The organism is Jiangella gansuensis DSM 44835, assembly GCF_000515395.1.
Taxonomy (GTDB): domain Bacteria; phylum Actinomycetota; class Actinomycetes; order Jiangellales; family Jiangellaceae; genus Jiangella; species Jiangella gansuensis.
In genome coordinates this window covers 3,213,538-3,229,117 of record NZ_KI911782.1, presented here as the reverse complement: position 1 = coordinate 3,229,117, position 15,580 = coordinate 3,213,538, and the positions used below count along the sequence as shown (strand labels likewise).

Sequence of the window (15,580 nt, the reverse complement as noted above, 5' to 3'; positions counted from 1 at the left end):
GGCGGCCTCCAGATCGTGGCCGGCCGCGCGGCCGCGGGCGTTGGTCTTCGGCGCCTTGACCATCGCTCACCTGCGACGTTGCACCGATCGCGAGACGGGGGCCGGCCATGACCCACACCTTCGACTTCGACGGGCGCACGATCCCGTTCACCCCGGGCCAGAGCATCGGTGCCGCCCTCGTGGCGGCCGGCATCCGGGCCTGGCGCACCACTCGGGCCGGTGACCGCCCGCGTGGGCTGTTCTGCGGCATCGGCGTCTGCTTCGACTGCCTGATCGAGGTCGACGACGTGCCCAACCAGCGGGCCTGCCTGGTGCCCGCGACCGCGGGCATGCGGGTGCGAGCCCAGGAAGGAACCGGCCGTGGCCACCTCGCCGTCTGACCGCACCTCGCCGTCTGGCGCCGCACCCGCGGTCGAGCCGTACGACGTCGCCGTCGTGGGCGGCGGACCGGCCGGGCTGGCCGCCGCCGGCGCCGCACTGGCCGCTGGTGCCCGGGTAGCGCTGATCGACGCCGGCCGGCAGCCGGGCGGCCAGTACTGGCGGCACCCGGAGGGCGATCTCGGCGCCGTCGCCGACCTGCACCACGGCCTCACGACGTTCCGCCGCCTGGTCGCCGGTGTGGCCGGTGCCGTGCGATTCCACGGGCACCAGGTCTGGACCATCACGACGAACGCCGACGGCACGAGTGACGCCGGCTTCGTGGTGCGGGCCGTCGCCGACGGCGTCGAACGGGCGGTGCCGGCCCGGGCGCTCGTGCTCGCCCCCGGCGGTTACGACCGGCAGGTCCCGTTCCGCGGCTGGGACCTTCCGGGCGTGTACACCGCCGGCGGCGCTCAGGCCCTGTTGAAGGGCCATGAGGTGGTGGCCGGGAGGCGGGTCGTGGTCGGCGGGACGGGACCGTTCCTGTTGCCGGTCGCGGCCGGCCTCGCGGCCCGCGGCGCGGACGTCGCCGGGGTCTTCGAGGCGAACGCCCCGACCGGCTGGCTGCGTCGAACCGCCGCCGTCCTGCCGGTGGCCGGCAAGCTCACCGAGGGCGCCGGATACGCGGCCGCGCTGGCCCGGCATCGCGTGCCCTACCGGACCCGGAGCGCCATCGTCGCCGCGCACGGCACCGACACGCTGACGGCGGTCACCGTGGCCCGGCTGGACCCGCGCTGGCGGGTGGTGCCTGGCACCGAGCGGGTGATCGAATGCGATGCGGCCGCGGTCGGGTGGGGGTTCACCCCGCAGTTGGAGCTGCCGCTGGCCCTGGGCTGCGCGACCCGAGTCGACGTCGACGGCTCCCTGGTGGTGGCGGTCGACGACCACCAGCGCACGTCCGTGCCAGGCGTCTATGTCGCGGGCGAGGCGACCGGCATCGGCGGTGCGCCGCTGGCCGTCGCCGAAGGCGAGATCGCGGGCCGGGCCGCGGCCCGGGTGGCCGACGACGGCTTCGTCACGGTGCCGGCCGCGCTTCGCCGGCGCCGGCGGGCACTACGCCGATTCGCTGCTGCCATGCACGAGGTACACCCGGTGCGCGACGGCTGGCAGACCTGGCTGACCGACGACACGCTGGTGTGCCGGTGCGAGGAGGTCACCGCCGCCGAGGTACGCGGCGCGGTGCACGACCTGGGCGCCACCGATGCACGCACCGCCAAGCTGCTCAGCCGGGCCGGCATGGGCTGGTGTCAAGGCCGGGTCTGCGGCTACGCGACCGCATGCCTGGCCGCGTCCGCAAGCGGAGCGGACCACCCGGGCGAGGCGGATCTTCGCGGCATCGGGGAGCGCCCCATCGCCGCACCTTTGACTCTCACCGAACTCGCGAACCCCGAATGAGCACCCCCGCAACAGTGACATTTCACATGTCACTAAGATAATCTGGTGAAAGCACTCGAGTCGGCGTGGGCCGCCCACGCCGACTCGTCGTCGATCTGGCCACCGGCCGTCTGGAGAGACCGAGCATGTCTGCTGTCGATCAAGCGGTTCGCGACGCGGCGGAGACTACCGCGGTGTTCGAGCAGGCTGGCCGGACCGGCCGCGCCGACGCACTGGACGCCATCGCCGACGCGTTCGAAGCCGACCGCGAGGCCATCGTCGCCACCGCCGACCGCGAGACCGGCCTGGGGCCCACCCGCCTGAACGGCGAGCTCACCCGCACCACCTTCCAGCTCCGGCTCTTCGCCGAGGTCCTGCGCGAAGGCTCCTACGTCGAGGCCACCATCGACCATGCCGCGGACACCCCCATGGGCCCGCGCCCCGACCTGCGCCGGATTCTCGTGCCGGTCGGCGTCGTCGGCATCTTCGGCGCCAGCAACTTCCCGCTCGCGTTCAGCGTCCCCGGCGGCGACACCGCCTCGGCACTGGCGGCCGGCTGCCCGGTCGTCGTCAAGGCACACCCGGCCCACCCCGAGACCAGCCGCCGCACGTTCGCCGCGATGCGCGCCGGCCTCACCAAGGTGGGGCTGCCCGAAACGATCCTCGGCATGGTCGAGGGCCTCGAGGCCGGCGCCGACCTGGTCCGGCACCCGGACGTGCGCGCCGTCGGCTTCACCGGCTCAACCCGCGGCGGGCGCGCGCTGTACGACCTCGCCGCCGCCCGACCCGAGCCCATTCCGTTCTACGGCGAGCTCGGCAGCCTCAACCCGCTGGTGGTGACGCCCGGCGTCGCCGCGAGCCGGGCCGAGGAGTTCGCCAGCGCATATGTGGGCTCGGTGACCATGGGCGTCGGTCAGTTCTGCACCAAGCCCGGCCTGCTGTTCGCCCCCGAGGGCGCTGACGGCGACCGGCTGCGTTCCCTGCTGGGCGAGGCACTCGGGACGACCTCCGCCGGCCGGATGCTCACCGACACCATCCGCGACGCCTACCAGGCCGAGACGGCGCGCCGCGCGGCCGACTCGCGCCTGCGCAGCCTCTCCGCCGGCGCCGACGCCGGGTCCGACGACCCCGCGCTGGGCCGTCCGGCCCTGTTCGCCGTCGCCGCCGCCGACCTCGACGCCGAACTGCTCGAGGAGTGCTTCGGCCCGACGGCGCTGGTCATCGGCTACCGCGACACCGACGAACTCCTCGACACCCTGACCCGCATCGACGGCCAGCTCACCGCGACCGTGCACGCGACCGACGGCGAGACCGACCTGGTCGAGCGCCTGCACGGCGTGTTGCGGCAGCGCGCCGGCCGGCTACTCTTCGGCGGCTTCCCCACCGGCGTGGCCGTCACCTGGGCCATGCACCACGGCGGGCCGTACCCGTCGGCCACCGTCAGCGGCCACACCTCCGTCGGACCCACCTCCATCCGGCGCTGGCTGCGACCGCTCTCCTACCAGAACGCCCCGCAGTACGTGCTTCCCGCGGAACTGCGGGACGAGGACCCGGGCATTCCGCGCCGGGTGAACGGCATTCTGAAGGCGTAGCGACGTTCCATCCCAGGTGCAACAGAAGTCCGCAGACACTCACGTAAAATGTTACATGGCATAGAAATGGAGCCCTCGCATGACCAGTCGTGAAAAGCCGTGGCACGGCGTTCTGGTCGCCACCCCGACGTTCTTCCGGGACGACCTTTCGGTGGACTACGACCGCTACGCCGAGCATGTGCGGTGGCTGGCGGAGAACGGCTGCGACGGCGTCTGCCCCAACGGCTCGCTGGGCGAATACCAGGTACTGACGGACGAGGAGCGGGCCACGATGGTGAGGGTCGCCATCGAGAACGCCCCCGAGGGATTCACCGTCATGCCGGGCGTCGGCGCCTACGGTGCCCGTGAGGCTCGCGCCTGGGCCGAGCAGGCCGCCGAGGCCGGCGCTCCGGTGGTCATGGCGCTGCCGCCCAACGCGTACCGCGGTGACGACCGCTCCGTCATCGAGCATTTCCGAGAGGTCGCGAAGGTCGGTCTCCCGGTGTCGGCGTACAACAACCCGATCGACACGAAGATCGACCTCAAGCCGGCGCTGCTCGCCGAGCTGTACAACGAGGGTCTGATCGTCGGCGTCAAGGAGTTCACCGGCGAGTCCCGGCGCTCCTACCAGATCCGCGAGCTGGCTCCCGGTCTCGACATCCTCATCGGCACCGACGATTCCGTCCTCGAGGTCGGCCTGGCCGGCGCCAAGGGCTGGGTCTCCGGCTACCCGAGCGCCTTCCCGCAGGCCTGTGTGAAGCTCTACCACGCCGTCCTGGACCACGACCTGGAGACCGCGCTGCCGCTCTACCGCGACCTGCACGCGCTGCTGCGCTGGGACTTCAACACCGAGTTCATCCAGGCGATCAAGCTCTCCATGGACGTCATCGGCCGGAACGGCGGGCCGGTGCGGCCGCCCCGTCAGCCTATGCTGGCGGCCGACGAGGCGTCCGTGCGCGAGCTCACGGCGAAGGCCGCCGAGAAGTACTCCTGACCCACCGAGGAGCGTGCGCCGATGCGATCCACCCGGATCCTCCACACCGTGGAATCCCACACGGAGGGCATGCCCACGCGCGTCGTCACCGGTGGCGTCGGGACGCTTCCCGGCGCCACCATGGCCGAGCGGCGGCGGTGGTTCATCGACAACTCCGACCATCTGCGCCAGCTGCTGATGTTCGAGCCGCGCGGCCATTCGGCCATGAGCGGCGCGATCCTGCAGCCGCCCACCCGGCCGGACGCCGACTGGGGCGTGCTCTACATCGAGGTCTCCGGCTGCCTGCCCATGTGCGGGCACGGCACCATCGGCGTCGCGACCGTGCTGGTGGAGACCGGCATGGTGGAGGTCACCGAGCCGGTCACCACCATCCGTCTGGACACTCCGGCCGGCCTGGTCATCGCCGAGGTCGCCACCTCCGGCGGCGCCGCAGAGTCGGTCACGATCCGCAACGTCGCGTCGTTCGTCGACCGGCTGGACGCGAAGGTCGACGTGCCCGGCTGGGGAACCGTCACGTACGACCTCGCTTACGGCGGCAACTTCTACGCCATCCTCGATGCCGGCCAACTTGGCCTCCGCGTCGACGTCGCACAGAAGGACCGGCTGCTCGACGCGGGGCTGGCCATCATGGACGCCATCAATGAGCACGACCGCCCGGTCCACCCGGAGAACCCGGAGATCGACGTGTGCCACCACGTGCAGCTGGTCGACCCGGGCTCCGACGCGCGCCGCTCCCGGCACGCGATGGCCATCCACCCGGGCTGGTTCGATCGCTCCCCCTGCGGCACCGGGACGTCGGCCCGGATGGCACAGTTGCACGCCCGCGGCGAGCTGCCGCTGGACACCGACTTCGTCAACGAGTCCCTGATCGGCAGCCGGTTCGTCGGGCGGCTGGTCGAGGAGGCGTCCGTCGGCGGCGTCCCCGCGGTGATCCCGACGGTGACCGGCCGGGCCTGGGTGACCGGAACCGCGCAGTACTTCCTTGACCCGACAGACCCCTTTCCACAGGGTTTTCTCCTCTAGGGTTGAACAGGTGGGATATCACGCACGAGCGCGCGCCTCTTACGACGTGCGGCCACCGTGCTTCATCGGAAGGACCATGGATGGCTGAACTACGGCAGTTGGCTCTGCCGTCTTTCGCACGGCGAATGAGCGTCAGAGAAGAGGTCGCGGACGCCCTGCGTGGCGCCATCGTGTCCGGTGAGATGAAGCCCGGCGAGCTGTACTCCGCCCCAGGGCTGGCCGAGCGGTTCGGTATCTCGGCCACCCCCGTGCGCGAGGCCATGCTGGACCTGGTGAAGCAGGGCCTGGTCGAGGTCGTCCGCAACAAGGGCTTCAAGGTCACCGACATCTCCGAGGGCGACCTCGACCAGATCACGCAGATCCGTGAGCTGCTCGAACCGCCCATCGCCGCGCAGGCGGTCACGCTCATCAGCGAGAAGGAGCTGGCCGCGCTGCGCAACCTGTCCGCGGCCATCGTCGACGCCGCCGCGCGCAGCGACCTGATCAACTACGTCAACGCCGACCGCGAGTTCCACGTTCGGCTGCTGGGCGCCTCGGGCAACCAGCGCCTGGTGCGCATCGTCGAGGAGCTACGCGCGCAGACCCGGCTGTACGGGCTGTCGGCGCTGGCCGCGTCCGGCCGCCTGGTCGCCAGCGCGCAGGAGCACGAGACGATGTGCGACCTCATCGAGGCCGGCCGGGCCGAGGAGCTGCGCGACCTCATGCGCACGCATATCGGCCACATCCGGCGCGAGTGGGCCGGCCGAGACTCCGAGTAGGCGAGCGGGGCCGGGCGGCCGAACCTACGCGATCCGCAGCGGCAGGGCCCCGTGGTGCAGGCGGAAGGCGTCCAGTTCGGCCGGGTCCACCGCGAGCCGCAGGTCGCGCAGCTCGCGGGCGATGCAGTCCAGCATGATGCGGGCCTCGAGCCGGCCCAAGGCCGCGCCCAGGCAGAAGTGGATCCCGTGGCCGAAGGCGATGTGCCGGCGGACGTCGGTTCGGTGGATGTCGAACGTGTCCGGGTGGGAGAAGACCGAGGGATCCCGGTTGGCACCCCAGAGGGACAGCCCGACGCGCTCGAACGCCGGGATCGTGTCGCCCGCGATGTCGACGTCGCGGAAGGTGTATCGCGGTGGAACGATCTCGACCGGACCGCGGAAGCGCAGGGTCTCCTCGACCACCGCGCTCGCCAGCGACGGGTCGGCGAGGAGATCATGCCACTGTTCAGGATGTGTGAGCAGCAGCCGGATGCCGTTGACGATGACGTCGACGGTGGTCTCCTGTCCGGCGATGAGCAGCAGCTGCACCATGGCGACCAGCTCGTCGCGATCGAGGGAGTCGCCCTGGGTCTCCAGCGCGACGAGCTCCGAGAGCAGATCGTCCTGGGGGTCCGCCCTGCGGCGCGCGGCCAGCTCGTCGATGTAGGCAGCGAATGCCAGGGTGGCCGAGCCGTCGTGGTCGGCCGCGGAGACGATGGTCGCCGACCACGCTCGGAAGCGTGCCCGGTCCTCCTCTGGGACGCCCACGAGCTGCGCGATGACATTGACCGGGAGTGGATCGGCGAGGTCCGCCACGGCGTCGAAGCGGCCCAGCCGGCAGGCCCGCGCGACCAGGTCGGCCGCGACGCCGGCGATCCATGTTTCGAGCCGGGCGACCGTCCGGGCCGTGAAGGCGGTGCTGACGAGCCGGCGCAGCCGCGTGTGGTCGGGTGGGTCCAGTTGGATGAGCTGGCGGGCAGCGATCCGCTCCGCCTCGCTCGGCTGATGCGCGACCGGCAGGCCCGCGACCTGGTGTCCGGGCAGCTCGTGCCCGATCGCCGGGTGCTGGAGGCCGTGGAGGACGTCGGCGTAGCGCGCGACGATCCAGAGCCGGTTGCCGGCCGGGTCGAACTGCGGGACCGGCCGGCCCGCGACCCGCACGCGCGCGTAGAACGCGTGCGGGTCGCGGCGGGTGTCGGGCTCCCACAACTCCGACGGCCTGAAGTCGACAGTCACGTGCCACCTTCGATGAGGTCATCTGTAGTCGTGCTGTGGAGCGTGCCGCGACCCGGGCCACGGCACGCTCCACGCCGGCGAACGGACTCAGGGTGCCAGCTCGTCCTTCGCACTCGCGGCGGAGGCGACCACCGTGTCCTTCTGCTCACGGGTCAGCAGCCCTGCCGCCACGAACTCCTCGGCCGTCCGGGCCACCGTGGACACGAACGCTCCGTGCGTCGCGAACGGCGCGTTGTCCCAGACCACGTCGAGGAAGGTCGGACCGTCCGTACCCGGCGACGGGACGCCCTGGACGGGGACGTCGTAGTTGGGGAGCCCGTCGTTGCGCTTCACGTTGGGCACGCCGGAGTCGATGGTCCCGAACACGATCTGCGGCTCCACCCGGCGGAAGTACGCCGAGTGCGCCTGGGTGTCGCCGACGTACCACGGACGCAGGGTGAACCCGTGCGTGGTGAAGAGCTGGTCCCCTGCCCCGCTCGTACCGGCCGGGGTGATGGCCGCGCGCGAGTAGTCGCCGTCCCGCTTGAGGTACCTGTACAGCGTCAGCTCGCGGTAGCTGCCGCCACCGGGGTTGCCGAGGATCGGCATGAGCAACGGTCCCCAGAAGATGGCCTGGGTGTCCGGCCGGTCGATGGCGCGCTCGATCCGGATGCTGAACGGCATCGACACGTCGACGACATCGCCGGGGCGCCAGGTGCGGCGCAGGGTCGCGTACGTGCCCGGGTCGGCCGCCCGCATCGGCGCCGGACGACCGTTGACCCGCACCGTGAACCCGCTCACGGCCCAGGCCGGCACCCGCAGCTTGAGGTCGAACAGGCCACCGCCGCTCTGGATGGTGATCCGGGTGCTCTGCTCGCGCGGGAACGCCGTCTCCTGAGAGACGACCAGGCCCTTCTCCTCCCAGGTCAGCGTTGACGGCACGAACAGGTTGACCCAGAGCGCGGAGCCGTCGGCGGACTTGAAGTACACGCTTTCCTCGTACTTCGTGTGGTTCTCCAACCCGGTTCCGCCGCAGCAGGTACCGGTGTTGCCGTAGCCCTTGTTCGCACCCGGTGTCAGCGGCTGGAAGTAGGTCACCTGCGGGTTGCTGGTGGTGGTCGTGTCGGCTCTCGATCCGGCGATCTGGTTGAAGATCGCCCGCTCGTAGTAGTCCATGTACGCCGGGTCTTCGGTGTGGAAGAAGAGGTTGCGAGCCAGCTTGGCCACGTTGTAGGTGGTGCACGTCTCCGCGCCGCCCTGGGCGATCGCGTTGGCGATGTTGTCCCGGTTCTGGAACATCTCGATGTTGTTGTTGGAACCGGGATAGTTGCCGCTGGTGCCCCCGTTGGCGAACGTGCGATGGGGGACGACCATGCCGTAGAAGTTCTTCGCCGCCTGGAGGTAGTCCGCCTCGCCGGTCTGCTCGTAGATCCGCAGGTAGCCGGTGAAATTGGGCACGTGCTGGTTGGCGTGCAACCGGGCGGGCCGGCGCCGGCCATGGCTGGCGGGGTCGGTCACCACGAGGATGTCGCGGTCCTCGACGGTGGCGTCGAAGAGCGACTCCCGGTTGTCGAAGAACTTCGCCGTCTCGAGGTGCTTGGAGTCACCTGTCAGGGCGTAGATCTCCGGGAACACCTCGTTGGCGCCGCCGTACTCCCCGGCGATGTAGGTGTCCCACATGTAGTTGAGGTCGTCCCGGGTGATCGGGCCCTCGTACTGCGGGTGGTTCTTGTCGCCGACGGTCAGGGCGAGGTGCGACCATTCCGCCATCTTGACGACGATGTCGAGAGCCTTCGCGTTGCCGGTCAGCAGGTAGGCGTCCAGCAGGCCCCGCATGATCTTGTGCTGGGTGTACCACGGCGCCCAGACGTTGGTCTCCAGGTTGCCGCCGTAGACGGCGAACCGCGGGGGCGCCAACCGGATCACGGCGTCTTCCGGGATGGCGCCCAGATAGCCGGGGTAGGTCGGCGTCCAGAGTTCCTCGCCGCCGCTCGAGACGGGCACGACGCCGGCCGAGCGGCCGTTCGACGACGAGTCGAGCAGGGTTGCGCCGTTCTCTTCGTCGAACCGGTACCAGGCGATGTTCCCGCCACCGGTCGTTCCGGCCGGGGCGTCGAGAAGCGACTGCACCTCCGCCGCACCGAGGGCGCGGTCGAAGATGTGGAACTCGTCGATCGACGCGTCCAGGTACGGGTCGCCGTACTGGGACCGGCCGATCCAGACGTTGCCCGGCACGCCGAGGTCCGACGGGTTGAGCGTCATGGCCGTGTTGGTGCCGGCAACGGCGCCGTTGACGTACAGCGTGCCCACGCCGCCCGCGAGGGTGACGGCGAGGTGCACCCACTGGCCGGTCGGGACGGCTGACGTGCCGTTGATCTGCTGCTCACCGCCGCTGCCGCTGGTGGTGATGGCGAACCGGGGCGCGTTGCCGGAGACGCCGGAGCGGGCGGTGAGGAACATGTTGACGGTCGTGCTCGACCCGAAGTCGAACACCCTCGACCAGTTCTGCGCCGCGGCGAGGTTGACCCAGGTCGCGATGGTGAAGTCGGTGAGCTGGGAGACGGCCTCCTGCGGCAGGCGCACGTGCTGTGCGTTGCTCGTGCCGTTGAGCTTCAGCGCCCTGCCGAATCGTCCCTCGACGCGGCCGATGGCAGGCTGCTCGGGGTCCGGGTCCGTACCGCCGCCACCGCCGATCCGGGCGGTGATGGCTGCCTGGCACTCGGCGAGCTCGTCCACCATCCAGTCGAGCTTGTCCTTGAAGACCTGCTCGCCCTCGTCCGCGTACGCCTGGGCGAGAGCTGTCAGGTAGTGGCCGGCCCAGTGTCCGCTCAGCAGGCCACCGTTCTCCCAGCCTCCGGGCACCTGCAGGCCCGGGGGGTTGGGCCGGCCGGCCTGGTTGTTGAAGAGAATGAGGAAGCGGCGTTCGTCGAACGACTGCAGGAACGCCTTCATCCGGTCGCGCTTCTCCTGCAGCAGCCCGGAGCCGATCCTGATGTCGTGCGGCCAGAACGGCCGGACGGCGGTGTTGCTTCCCGCACCGACGTACGGGATTTCCGCCAGTGCCTCGGCGTCCGCCGCGGCGGTGGTCTGCGCCGCGGCCGCCGGTAGTGCCTTGCCTGTCGCGGCCACCGCGACCCCGATGGCGGAGGCGCGCACGAACGTGCGGCGGCTCACTCCTGGCTTCTCGGACGTGGTCATGGTCTGACTTCCCTTCGCTCGAGCTCGGCCCTCGTTGGAAACGCGTCGTGTTGTGCCGGCACAGCATGTGAGCGCTCACACGGTGAGCTGGCATCACTCCTTTCCGGGGTGGTCACGCGGTGGCGGGCTACCGTCGTTGTCGCACCACGGTGCGTTGCAGCAGCACGAAGACGAAGAGGATGCCGCCGGTGATGATCGTCGTCGTCTCCGGCGGAATCCCGCCGTCCCTCGTGATGAGCACGGTCATGAGCCCGAGCACGAGCGCGCCGACCACCGAGCCCAGCACGAAGCCGGCGCCACCGGTGAGGAGCGTGCCACCGATCACGACCGCCGCGATGGCGTCGAGCTCCCAGCCGATACCGGTGATGTTCTGGGCGATCCCGAGCCGGGCGGTGTAGACGACGGCGGCCACCCCCGCCAGCGTGCCGCTGATGACATAGACCCAGACCTTCGTCCGCGGCACGGGGAGCCCCATGAGCGACGCCGATTGCTCCGAGCCGCCGATGGCGTACACGGTGCGTCCGAATCGCGTGCGGTGCAACAGGAAGAGACCGACGAGAACCACGACGACCGCAGCCACCACACCGGGACTGATCACGAGGTCGTTGACCTTCGGGCCATCGACGATCTTCCAGGTCGTGCCCAACGAGCGGAACCCGGAGTCATCCGCGAGCCGTTCCGGCTGGGTGCTGAGGATCGAGGCCAGCCCCCGGCCCAGGAACATCATCGCCAGCGTGGCGATGAAGGGCTGCACGCCGAAGTACTGGACCAGCACACCGGACACGAGCCCGAAGGCCGAGCCGATGGCGACCATGGCGGCGACGACCAGCCAGGGGTTCCATCCCGCGTTCACGAGAAGCACGCCCACGACGCTGCTGAACGCGATGACGGCGCCGACCGAGAGGTCGATGCCGCCGGTCAAAATCACGAAGGTCAGCCCGACCGCGAGGATCACCAGGTGCGCGTTGTTGACGAGCAGATTCGAGAGGGTGTTGAACTGCACGATGCGCCCGTACGCGATCTCGCCGTAGACGAGCATCCCGAGGAAGATCACGAGTGCGGCGACGGTCGGGAGCGCCTGCATGTAGCCCTTGCGCTGCACCGCTGCCAGCGTGCGCGCTACGCCGCGCGGCTGCGCCGGTGGGGTTTTCGTTTGCATGGCGCTCATGCGGAGGCGACCTCCTTCGGTGCCCGCCGAGGCACGATGCGGAGTTTCGGGATCTGAGCGCGGACGCGCTCGGACTGGAGCAAGCAGACGATGACGATGACGGCGGCCTTGAACGCCGGCGTCGCCGACGACGAGATGCCGAGGAAGACCACGGTCTTGTCGAGCGTCGCGATGAGGAACGCGCCGACGGCCGCGCCCGCGATCGAGAACTTGCCGCCGGCCAGTGACGTACCACCGACGACGACCGCCAGGATCGCGTCGAGCTCCAGTTGATAGCCGGTCTGCGACACGTCCACCGTCATGACGGTCGCGGTGGCGAAGACGCCGGCGATGCCCGCGAGGAGACCGCTGGTGATGTACGCCGTCAGCAACAGCGCCCTGCGATTGATGCCCGCCAGCCGGGCGGCTTGGGGGTCCATGCCGATCGACTCGATCATGAGCCCGAGGGCGCTGCGCCGCACGAGCAGCGCGACCGCGACGACGATGAGCACGGCGATGACGAACACGACCGGGATGCCGAGGACGTAGCCGTTGGCGATCCAGCGGAACGAGTCGTTCGACGCGGTCGTGTTCTGGCCACCGGTGATGACCTTGGCGATGCCACGGCCCGCGAGCATCATCACCAGCGTGCTGATGAAGGGCTGCAGCCCGACGACCGACACCAGCACGCCGTTGACGGCACCCAGCCCCGCGCTGATGCCCAGCGCCAGCAGCAGCGCCACCAGCGCGGTGCCGGCGGAGTTCGACTGCTGCGCGCTCATGAACTCCATCGACACCGCCCCCGCCACCACCATGACGGACCCGACCGAGAGGTCGATCCCGCGAGTGGCGACGACGAGCGCCATGCCGACCGCGATCATGAGGATCGGCGCGGAGGCGCGCAGGATGTCGATGAGGTTGCCCGCGAGGTTCCCCGTCGAGGGATGCACCGAGATGGCGAGATACCCGGGGTCGCGGATCGTGTTGATGGCGAGGAGCAGGACGATCGCGACGATCCCCCAGAAGTACGGAGCCCGCAGAACTGTGCTGGCCCGCGCCCTCGCCGACGTGGTGGGGCTGCTCATACCTCGATCTCCTCCTGCGCGCCCTCGTCGGCGATGAGCGACACGATCGTCTCCGCGCTGACGTTCGGACCGTTCTCGAGTTCGGCGATGACGCGGTGGTCCTTGAGCACGACGATGCGATCGCTCAGCCGTACGACCTCCTCCAGCTCCGAGGAGATGAAGACCACGCTCACGCCCTGCTCGGCGAGCTCCACCACCGCCTGCTGGATGTCCGCCTTCGCCCCGACGTCGATGCCGCGGGTCGGCTCGTCGAGGATGAGCACGTCCGGCTGTGTCGCCAGCCAGCGGCCCAGGAGCACCTTCTGCTGGTTGCCGCCCGACAGGTTCCGCATGAGCTGCTCGGGATCCGCCGGACGCACGTCGAACGCCTCGAGGTACTTGGCGACGAGCTCGTTCTGCTCCTTCCGCGGCAGCCGGCGAGCCCACCCGCGCTTGGCCTGGATCGCGAGTATGAGGTTCTCCCGGACCGTCAGGTCCTTGACGATGCCCTCGTCGCGCCGGTTCTCACTGGAGAACGCGATGCGGTTCGCCAGGGCCGTGGCGGGCGAGTTGATCGCGACCTCCTTGCCGTGCACCTCGATCACGCCGGCCTCCGGCTTGTCGCCGCCGTAGAGCAGCCGGGCGAGTTCCGTGCGTCCCGATCCGAGCAGGCCCGCGAACCCGACGACCTCGCCACGGTGCAGTTCCAGGTCCGTCGGTTCGATCGAGCCACGCCGGGCGATGCCCTTCGCGGCGAGGACGGCGCCCGCGCCTGAGTCTCGCCCGGCCGGGTGGCGGCTCGATGCGAGCGACCGGAGCGTCGCGATGTCCTTGCCGATCATCGTGGAGATCAGCTGCGCCCGGTCGAGCTCCGTCGTGAGGTACTCGCCCTCGTGCCTGCCGTTCCTGAGCACGGTGAGCCGGTCGCTGATCGCGTACACCTGGTCGAGGAAGTGCGAGACGAAGAGGATCGCCACCCCTTGGTCGCGAAGGCTCCGCATCACCGTGAAGAGATTCTCGACCTCGTTCGCGTCGAGGCTCGACGTCGGCTCGTCGAGGATGAGCACCTTCGCCCGCCGCACCATGGCCCGGCTGATCGCGACGAGCTGCTGCACCGCGAGCGACAGGCTCGACAGCGGCCGCTTCGGATCGAGGTGCCCGAGACCGAGGGCCTCCAGCGCGTCTGTCGCGGCTCGATGGGTCTTCTTCCAGTCGATGCCGAACCGGCCGCGGACCTCGTGTCCGAGCATGACGTTCTCACCGATGCTCAGGTTGGTGCAGAGGTTGACCTCTTGGTAGACGGTCGAGATCCCAGCCGCCTGCGCGTCCGCCGTGCCGCCGAGGTGCAGGTCCTGTCCGTCGATCAGGATCTTGCCGTCGTCGATCTGGTAGACGCCGGTGAGCGCCTTGATGAGGGTCGACTTCCCGGCGCCGTTCTCGCCCATCAGTGCGTGCACCTCACCCGGCCACAGGCGCAGGTCCACCCCGTCCAGGGCCTTGACGCCGGGGAAGGCGATGGAGATGCCGTGCATCTCGACGATCGGTGGGGATCCAGTCATGCGAGTGTCCAAAGTCTTCGTCGGCGATGGGCGCGGACCGGGCGATCCGCCGGACGTGTGGGCCGGTGTCGTAGGACCGGCCCACACGTCGGCGGGTACGACAGGCGAACCGGGATCAGTACTTGCGATCCGGCAGTGCCGCGGTCGCCGCTTCGGGCGAGTCGAAGGTCCCGCTCGGCACGATGACGTACGAGTCGACCTCCTCGCCCTCCAGCGCCTGGTTGACCATCTCGAGCGCCGTCTCACCGAAGAGCGGGTTGTACTCCGCGACGAAACTCAGCCGGCCGTCCGCCAGCGCCTCGAGCGCACCGCGGGTACCGTCGATCGTGGCGATCTGCACATCGACGCCAGGCGTGAGGCCGGCCTCTTCGACGGCCTGCGCCGCGCCGAGACCCATCTCGTCGTTCTGCGCGAAGACGATCTGCACGTCGTTGTTGTTGGAGCGCAGCACGGTCTCGAACACGCTGCGGGCTTCCTCGGTCGACCAGTTCGCCGTCTGCGCACCCAGGCTCACGAACTCGGGGTGCTCACCGATGACGTCGTTCCAGCCCTCATTGCGCTCGTTGACGACGGAGACCCCAGGGGGCCCCTCGAGCACGAAGTAGTTCGCGCCGTCCGGGAAGGCGCTGAGCGCCCACTCGGCTACGCCCTGGCTCACCTCGTAGTTGTCCGGAGCGATCCGCGTCACGTAGAGGCTGTCGTCGTCCGGCTCGATGCCGCGGTCGATGAGGATGACGGGGATCTCCGCCTCCTGCGCCCGCCGCAGCGAGTCCTCCCAACCGCTGCCCTCGGTGGCCGAGAGCAGGATGACGTCGACGCCTTCGTCGACGAACGACGTGAACGCGTCGATCTGCGACGTCTGGTCGAGGTTGCGTGCCGGGGCGTACCGCAGGTCGAAGCCTGCTTCCTCGGTGAACGTCTCCCTGATGTTGGTCTCGTTGGCCTCGCGCCAGGCGCCCTCGGGTCCGACCGCGACGAAACCGACGGTGACGAGACCGTCGCCGCCACCGCCGTCGCCACCGCTGTCGTCGCCCGAGCAGCCGGCGAGCCCGAGAGCGAGGACGCCCCCCGCCGCGATGGAGATCGCCTGCGTGACCCGCTTCCTGATGCCCATGTGTTGACCCCTCCTGGGTATCGAACGGTTGTCCACCTATTCGCGGGCACGTGCCGGATAGGAGAAATCACCTGACGGCCTGTGGTGCCACCGCTAGCACCACACGGCCGACGCTCTGTTACCTGTCCGCGGCCAGCACTCAGTGCTATGCCACATTGGACTAC

General features: G+C 69.9%; 12 protein-coding genes. 6 read left to right on the top strand and 6 right to left on the bottom strand.

Annotation, left to right across the window (positions count from 1 at the left end; genetic code table 11):
* Positions 1-107 precede the first annotated feature (107 nt).
* The 6 genes from JIAGA_RS0115445 to JIAGA_RS0115420 all read left to right on the top strand — a co-directional run bounded on the left by JIAGA_RS0115445 (position 108) and on the right by JIAGA_RS0115420 (position 6,140).
* Positions 108-380, top strand: coding sequence for a (2Fe-2S)-binding protein (locus JIAGA_RS0115445; RefSeq protein WP_026876361.1), 273 nt, complete (start codon positions 108-110; stop codon positions 378-380).
* The gene (locus JIAGA_RS0115440; RefSeq protein ID WP_084469711.1) at positions 361-1,815 is read left to right on the top strand and encodes an FAD/NAD(P)-dependent oxidoreductase; all 1,455 of its coding nucleotides are present in this window, start codon (positions 361-363) and stop codon (positions 1,813-1,815) included. Before JIAGA_RS0115445 ends, JIAGA_RS0115440 begins: the two co-directional genes overlap by 20 nt.
* A gap of 125 nt (positions 1,816-1,940) precedes the next feature.
* Entirely contained in the window at positions 1,941-3,386 is a 1,446-nt protein-coding gene (locus JIAGA_RS30065; RefSeq protein WP_084469710.1) for an aldehyde dehydrogenase (NADP(+)), read from the top strand.
* Positions 3,387-3,465: 79 nt separating this feature from the next.
* Positions 3,466-4,359 carry a dihydrodipicolinate synthase family protein gene (locus JIAGA_RS0115430; protein ID WP_026876359.1) on the top strand — a complete coding sequence of 298 codons (894 nt, stop codon included), beginning with the start codon at positions 3,466-3,468 and terminating at the stop codon, positions 4,357-4,359.
* A gap of 21 nt (positions 4,360-4,380) precedes the next feature.
* Positions 4,381-5,382: a proline racemase family protein gene (locus JIAGA_RS0115425; protein WP_026876358.1), complete on the top strand. Its 1,002-nt coding sequence runs from the start codon at positions 4,381-4,383 to the stop codon at positions 5,380-5,382.
* Between the two features lie 125 nt (positions 5,383-5,507).
* On the top strand, positions 5,508-6,140 hold the full coding sequence (locus tag JIAGA_RS0115420; RefSeq protein ID WP_211239674.1) for a GntR family transcriptional regulator: 633 nt from the start codon (positions 5,508-5,510) through the stop codon (positions 6,138-6,140).
* A gap of 24 nt (positions 6,141-6,164) precedes the next feature.
* Here JIAGA_RS0115420 and JIAGA_RS0115415 read toward each other — a convergent pair whose 3' ends face one another.
* The 6 genes from JIAGA_RS0115415 to JIAGA_RS0115390 form a co-directional block, all read right to left on the bottom strand.
* Positions 6,165-7,355, bottom strand: coding sequence for a cytochrome P450 (locus JIAGA_RS0115415; RefSeq protein ID WP_026876356.1), 1,191 nt, complete (start codon positions 7,353-7,355; stop codon positions 6,165-6,167).
* Positions 7,356-7,442: 87 nt separating this feature from the next.
* Entirely contained in the window at positions 7,443-10,532 is a 3,090-nt protein-coding gene (locus JIAGA_RS0115410; RefSeq protein ID WP_026876355.1) for a beta-L-arabinofuranosidase domain-containing protein, read from the bottom strand.
* A 127-nt stretch (positions 10,533-10,659) separates the two neighbouring features.
* Complete coding sequence (locus JIAGA_RS0115405; protein ID WP_026876354.1) at positions 10,660-11,700, bottom strand: ABC transporter permease; 1,041 nt, start codon at positions 11,698-11,700, stop codon at positions 10,660-10,662.
* Complete coding sequence (locus tag JIAGA_RS0115400) at positions 11,697-12,764, bottom strand: ABC transporter permease (RefSeq protein WP_026876353.1); 1,068 nt, start codon at positions 12,762-12,764, stop codon at positions 11,697-11,699. The genes JIAGA_RS0115405 and JIAGA_RS0115400 overlap by 4 nt, the downstream gene beginning before the upstream one ends.
* Entirely contained in the window at positions 12,761-14,302 is a 1,542-nt protein-coding gene (locus JIAGA_RS0115395) for a sugar ABC transporter ATP-binding protein (protein ID WP_026876352.1), read from the bottom strand. The genes JIAGA_RS0115400 and JIAGA_RS0115395 overlap by 4 nt, the downstream gene beginning before the upstream one ends.
* Positions 14,303-14,417: 115 nt before the next feature.
* On the bottom strand, positions 14,418-15,416 hold the full coding sequence (locus JIAGA_RS0115390) for an ABC transporter substrate-binding protein (RefSeq protein WP_026876351.1): 999 nt from the start codon (positions 15,414-15,416) through the stop codon (positions 14,418-14,420).
* Positions 15,417-15,580 lie beyond the last annotated feature (164 nt).

What these genes read in the sequence shown, in the direction of transcription:
- JIAGA_RS0115445 (WP_026876361.1), top strand. Translation starts at nt 108, where the DNA reads ATGACCCACACCTTCGACTTCGACGGGCGCACGATCCCGTTCACCCCG.
- JIAGA_RS30065 (WP_084469710.1), top strand. Translation starts at nt 1,941, where the DNA reads ATGTCTGCTGTCGATCAAGCGGTTCGCGACGCGGCGGAGACTACCGCG.
- JIAGA_RS0115430 (WP_026876359.1), top strand. Translation starts at nt 3,466, where the DNA reads ATGACCAGTCGTGAAAAGCCGTGGCACGGCGTTCTGGTCGCCACCCCG.
- JIAGA_RS0115425 (WP_026876358.1), top strand. Translation starts at nt 4,381, where the DNA reads ATGCGATCCACCCGGATCCTCCACACCGTGGAATCCCACACGGAGGGC.
- JIAGA_RS0115420 (WP_211239674.1), top strand. Translation starts at nt 5,508, where the DNA reads ATGAGCGTCAGAGAAGAGGTCGCGGACGCCCTGCGTGGCGCCATCGTG.
- JIAGA_RS0115410 (WP_026876355.1), bottom strand. Translation starts at nt 10,532, where the DNA reads ATGACCACGTCCGAGAAGCCAGGAGTGAGCCGCCGCACGTTCGTGCGC.
- JIAGA_RS0115405 (WP_026876354.1), bottom strand. Translation starts at nt 11,700, where the DNA reads ATGAGCGCCATGCAAACGAAAACCCCACCGGCGCAGCCGCGCGGCGTA.
- JIAGA_RS0115400 (WP_026876353.1), bottom strand. Translation starts at nt 12,764, where the DNA reads ATGAGCAGCCCCACCACGTCGGCGAGGGCGCGGGCCAGCACAGTTCTG.
- JIAGA_RS0115395 (WP_026876352.1), bottom strand. Translation starts at nt 14,302, where the DNA reads ATGACTGGATCCCCACCGATCGTCGAGATGCACGGCATCTCCATCGCC.
- JIAGA_RS0115390 (WP_026876351.1), bottom strand. Translation starts at nt 15,416, where the DNA reads ATGGGCATCAGGAAGCGGGTCACGCAGGCGATCTCCATCGCGGCGGGG.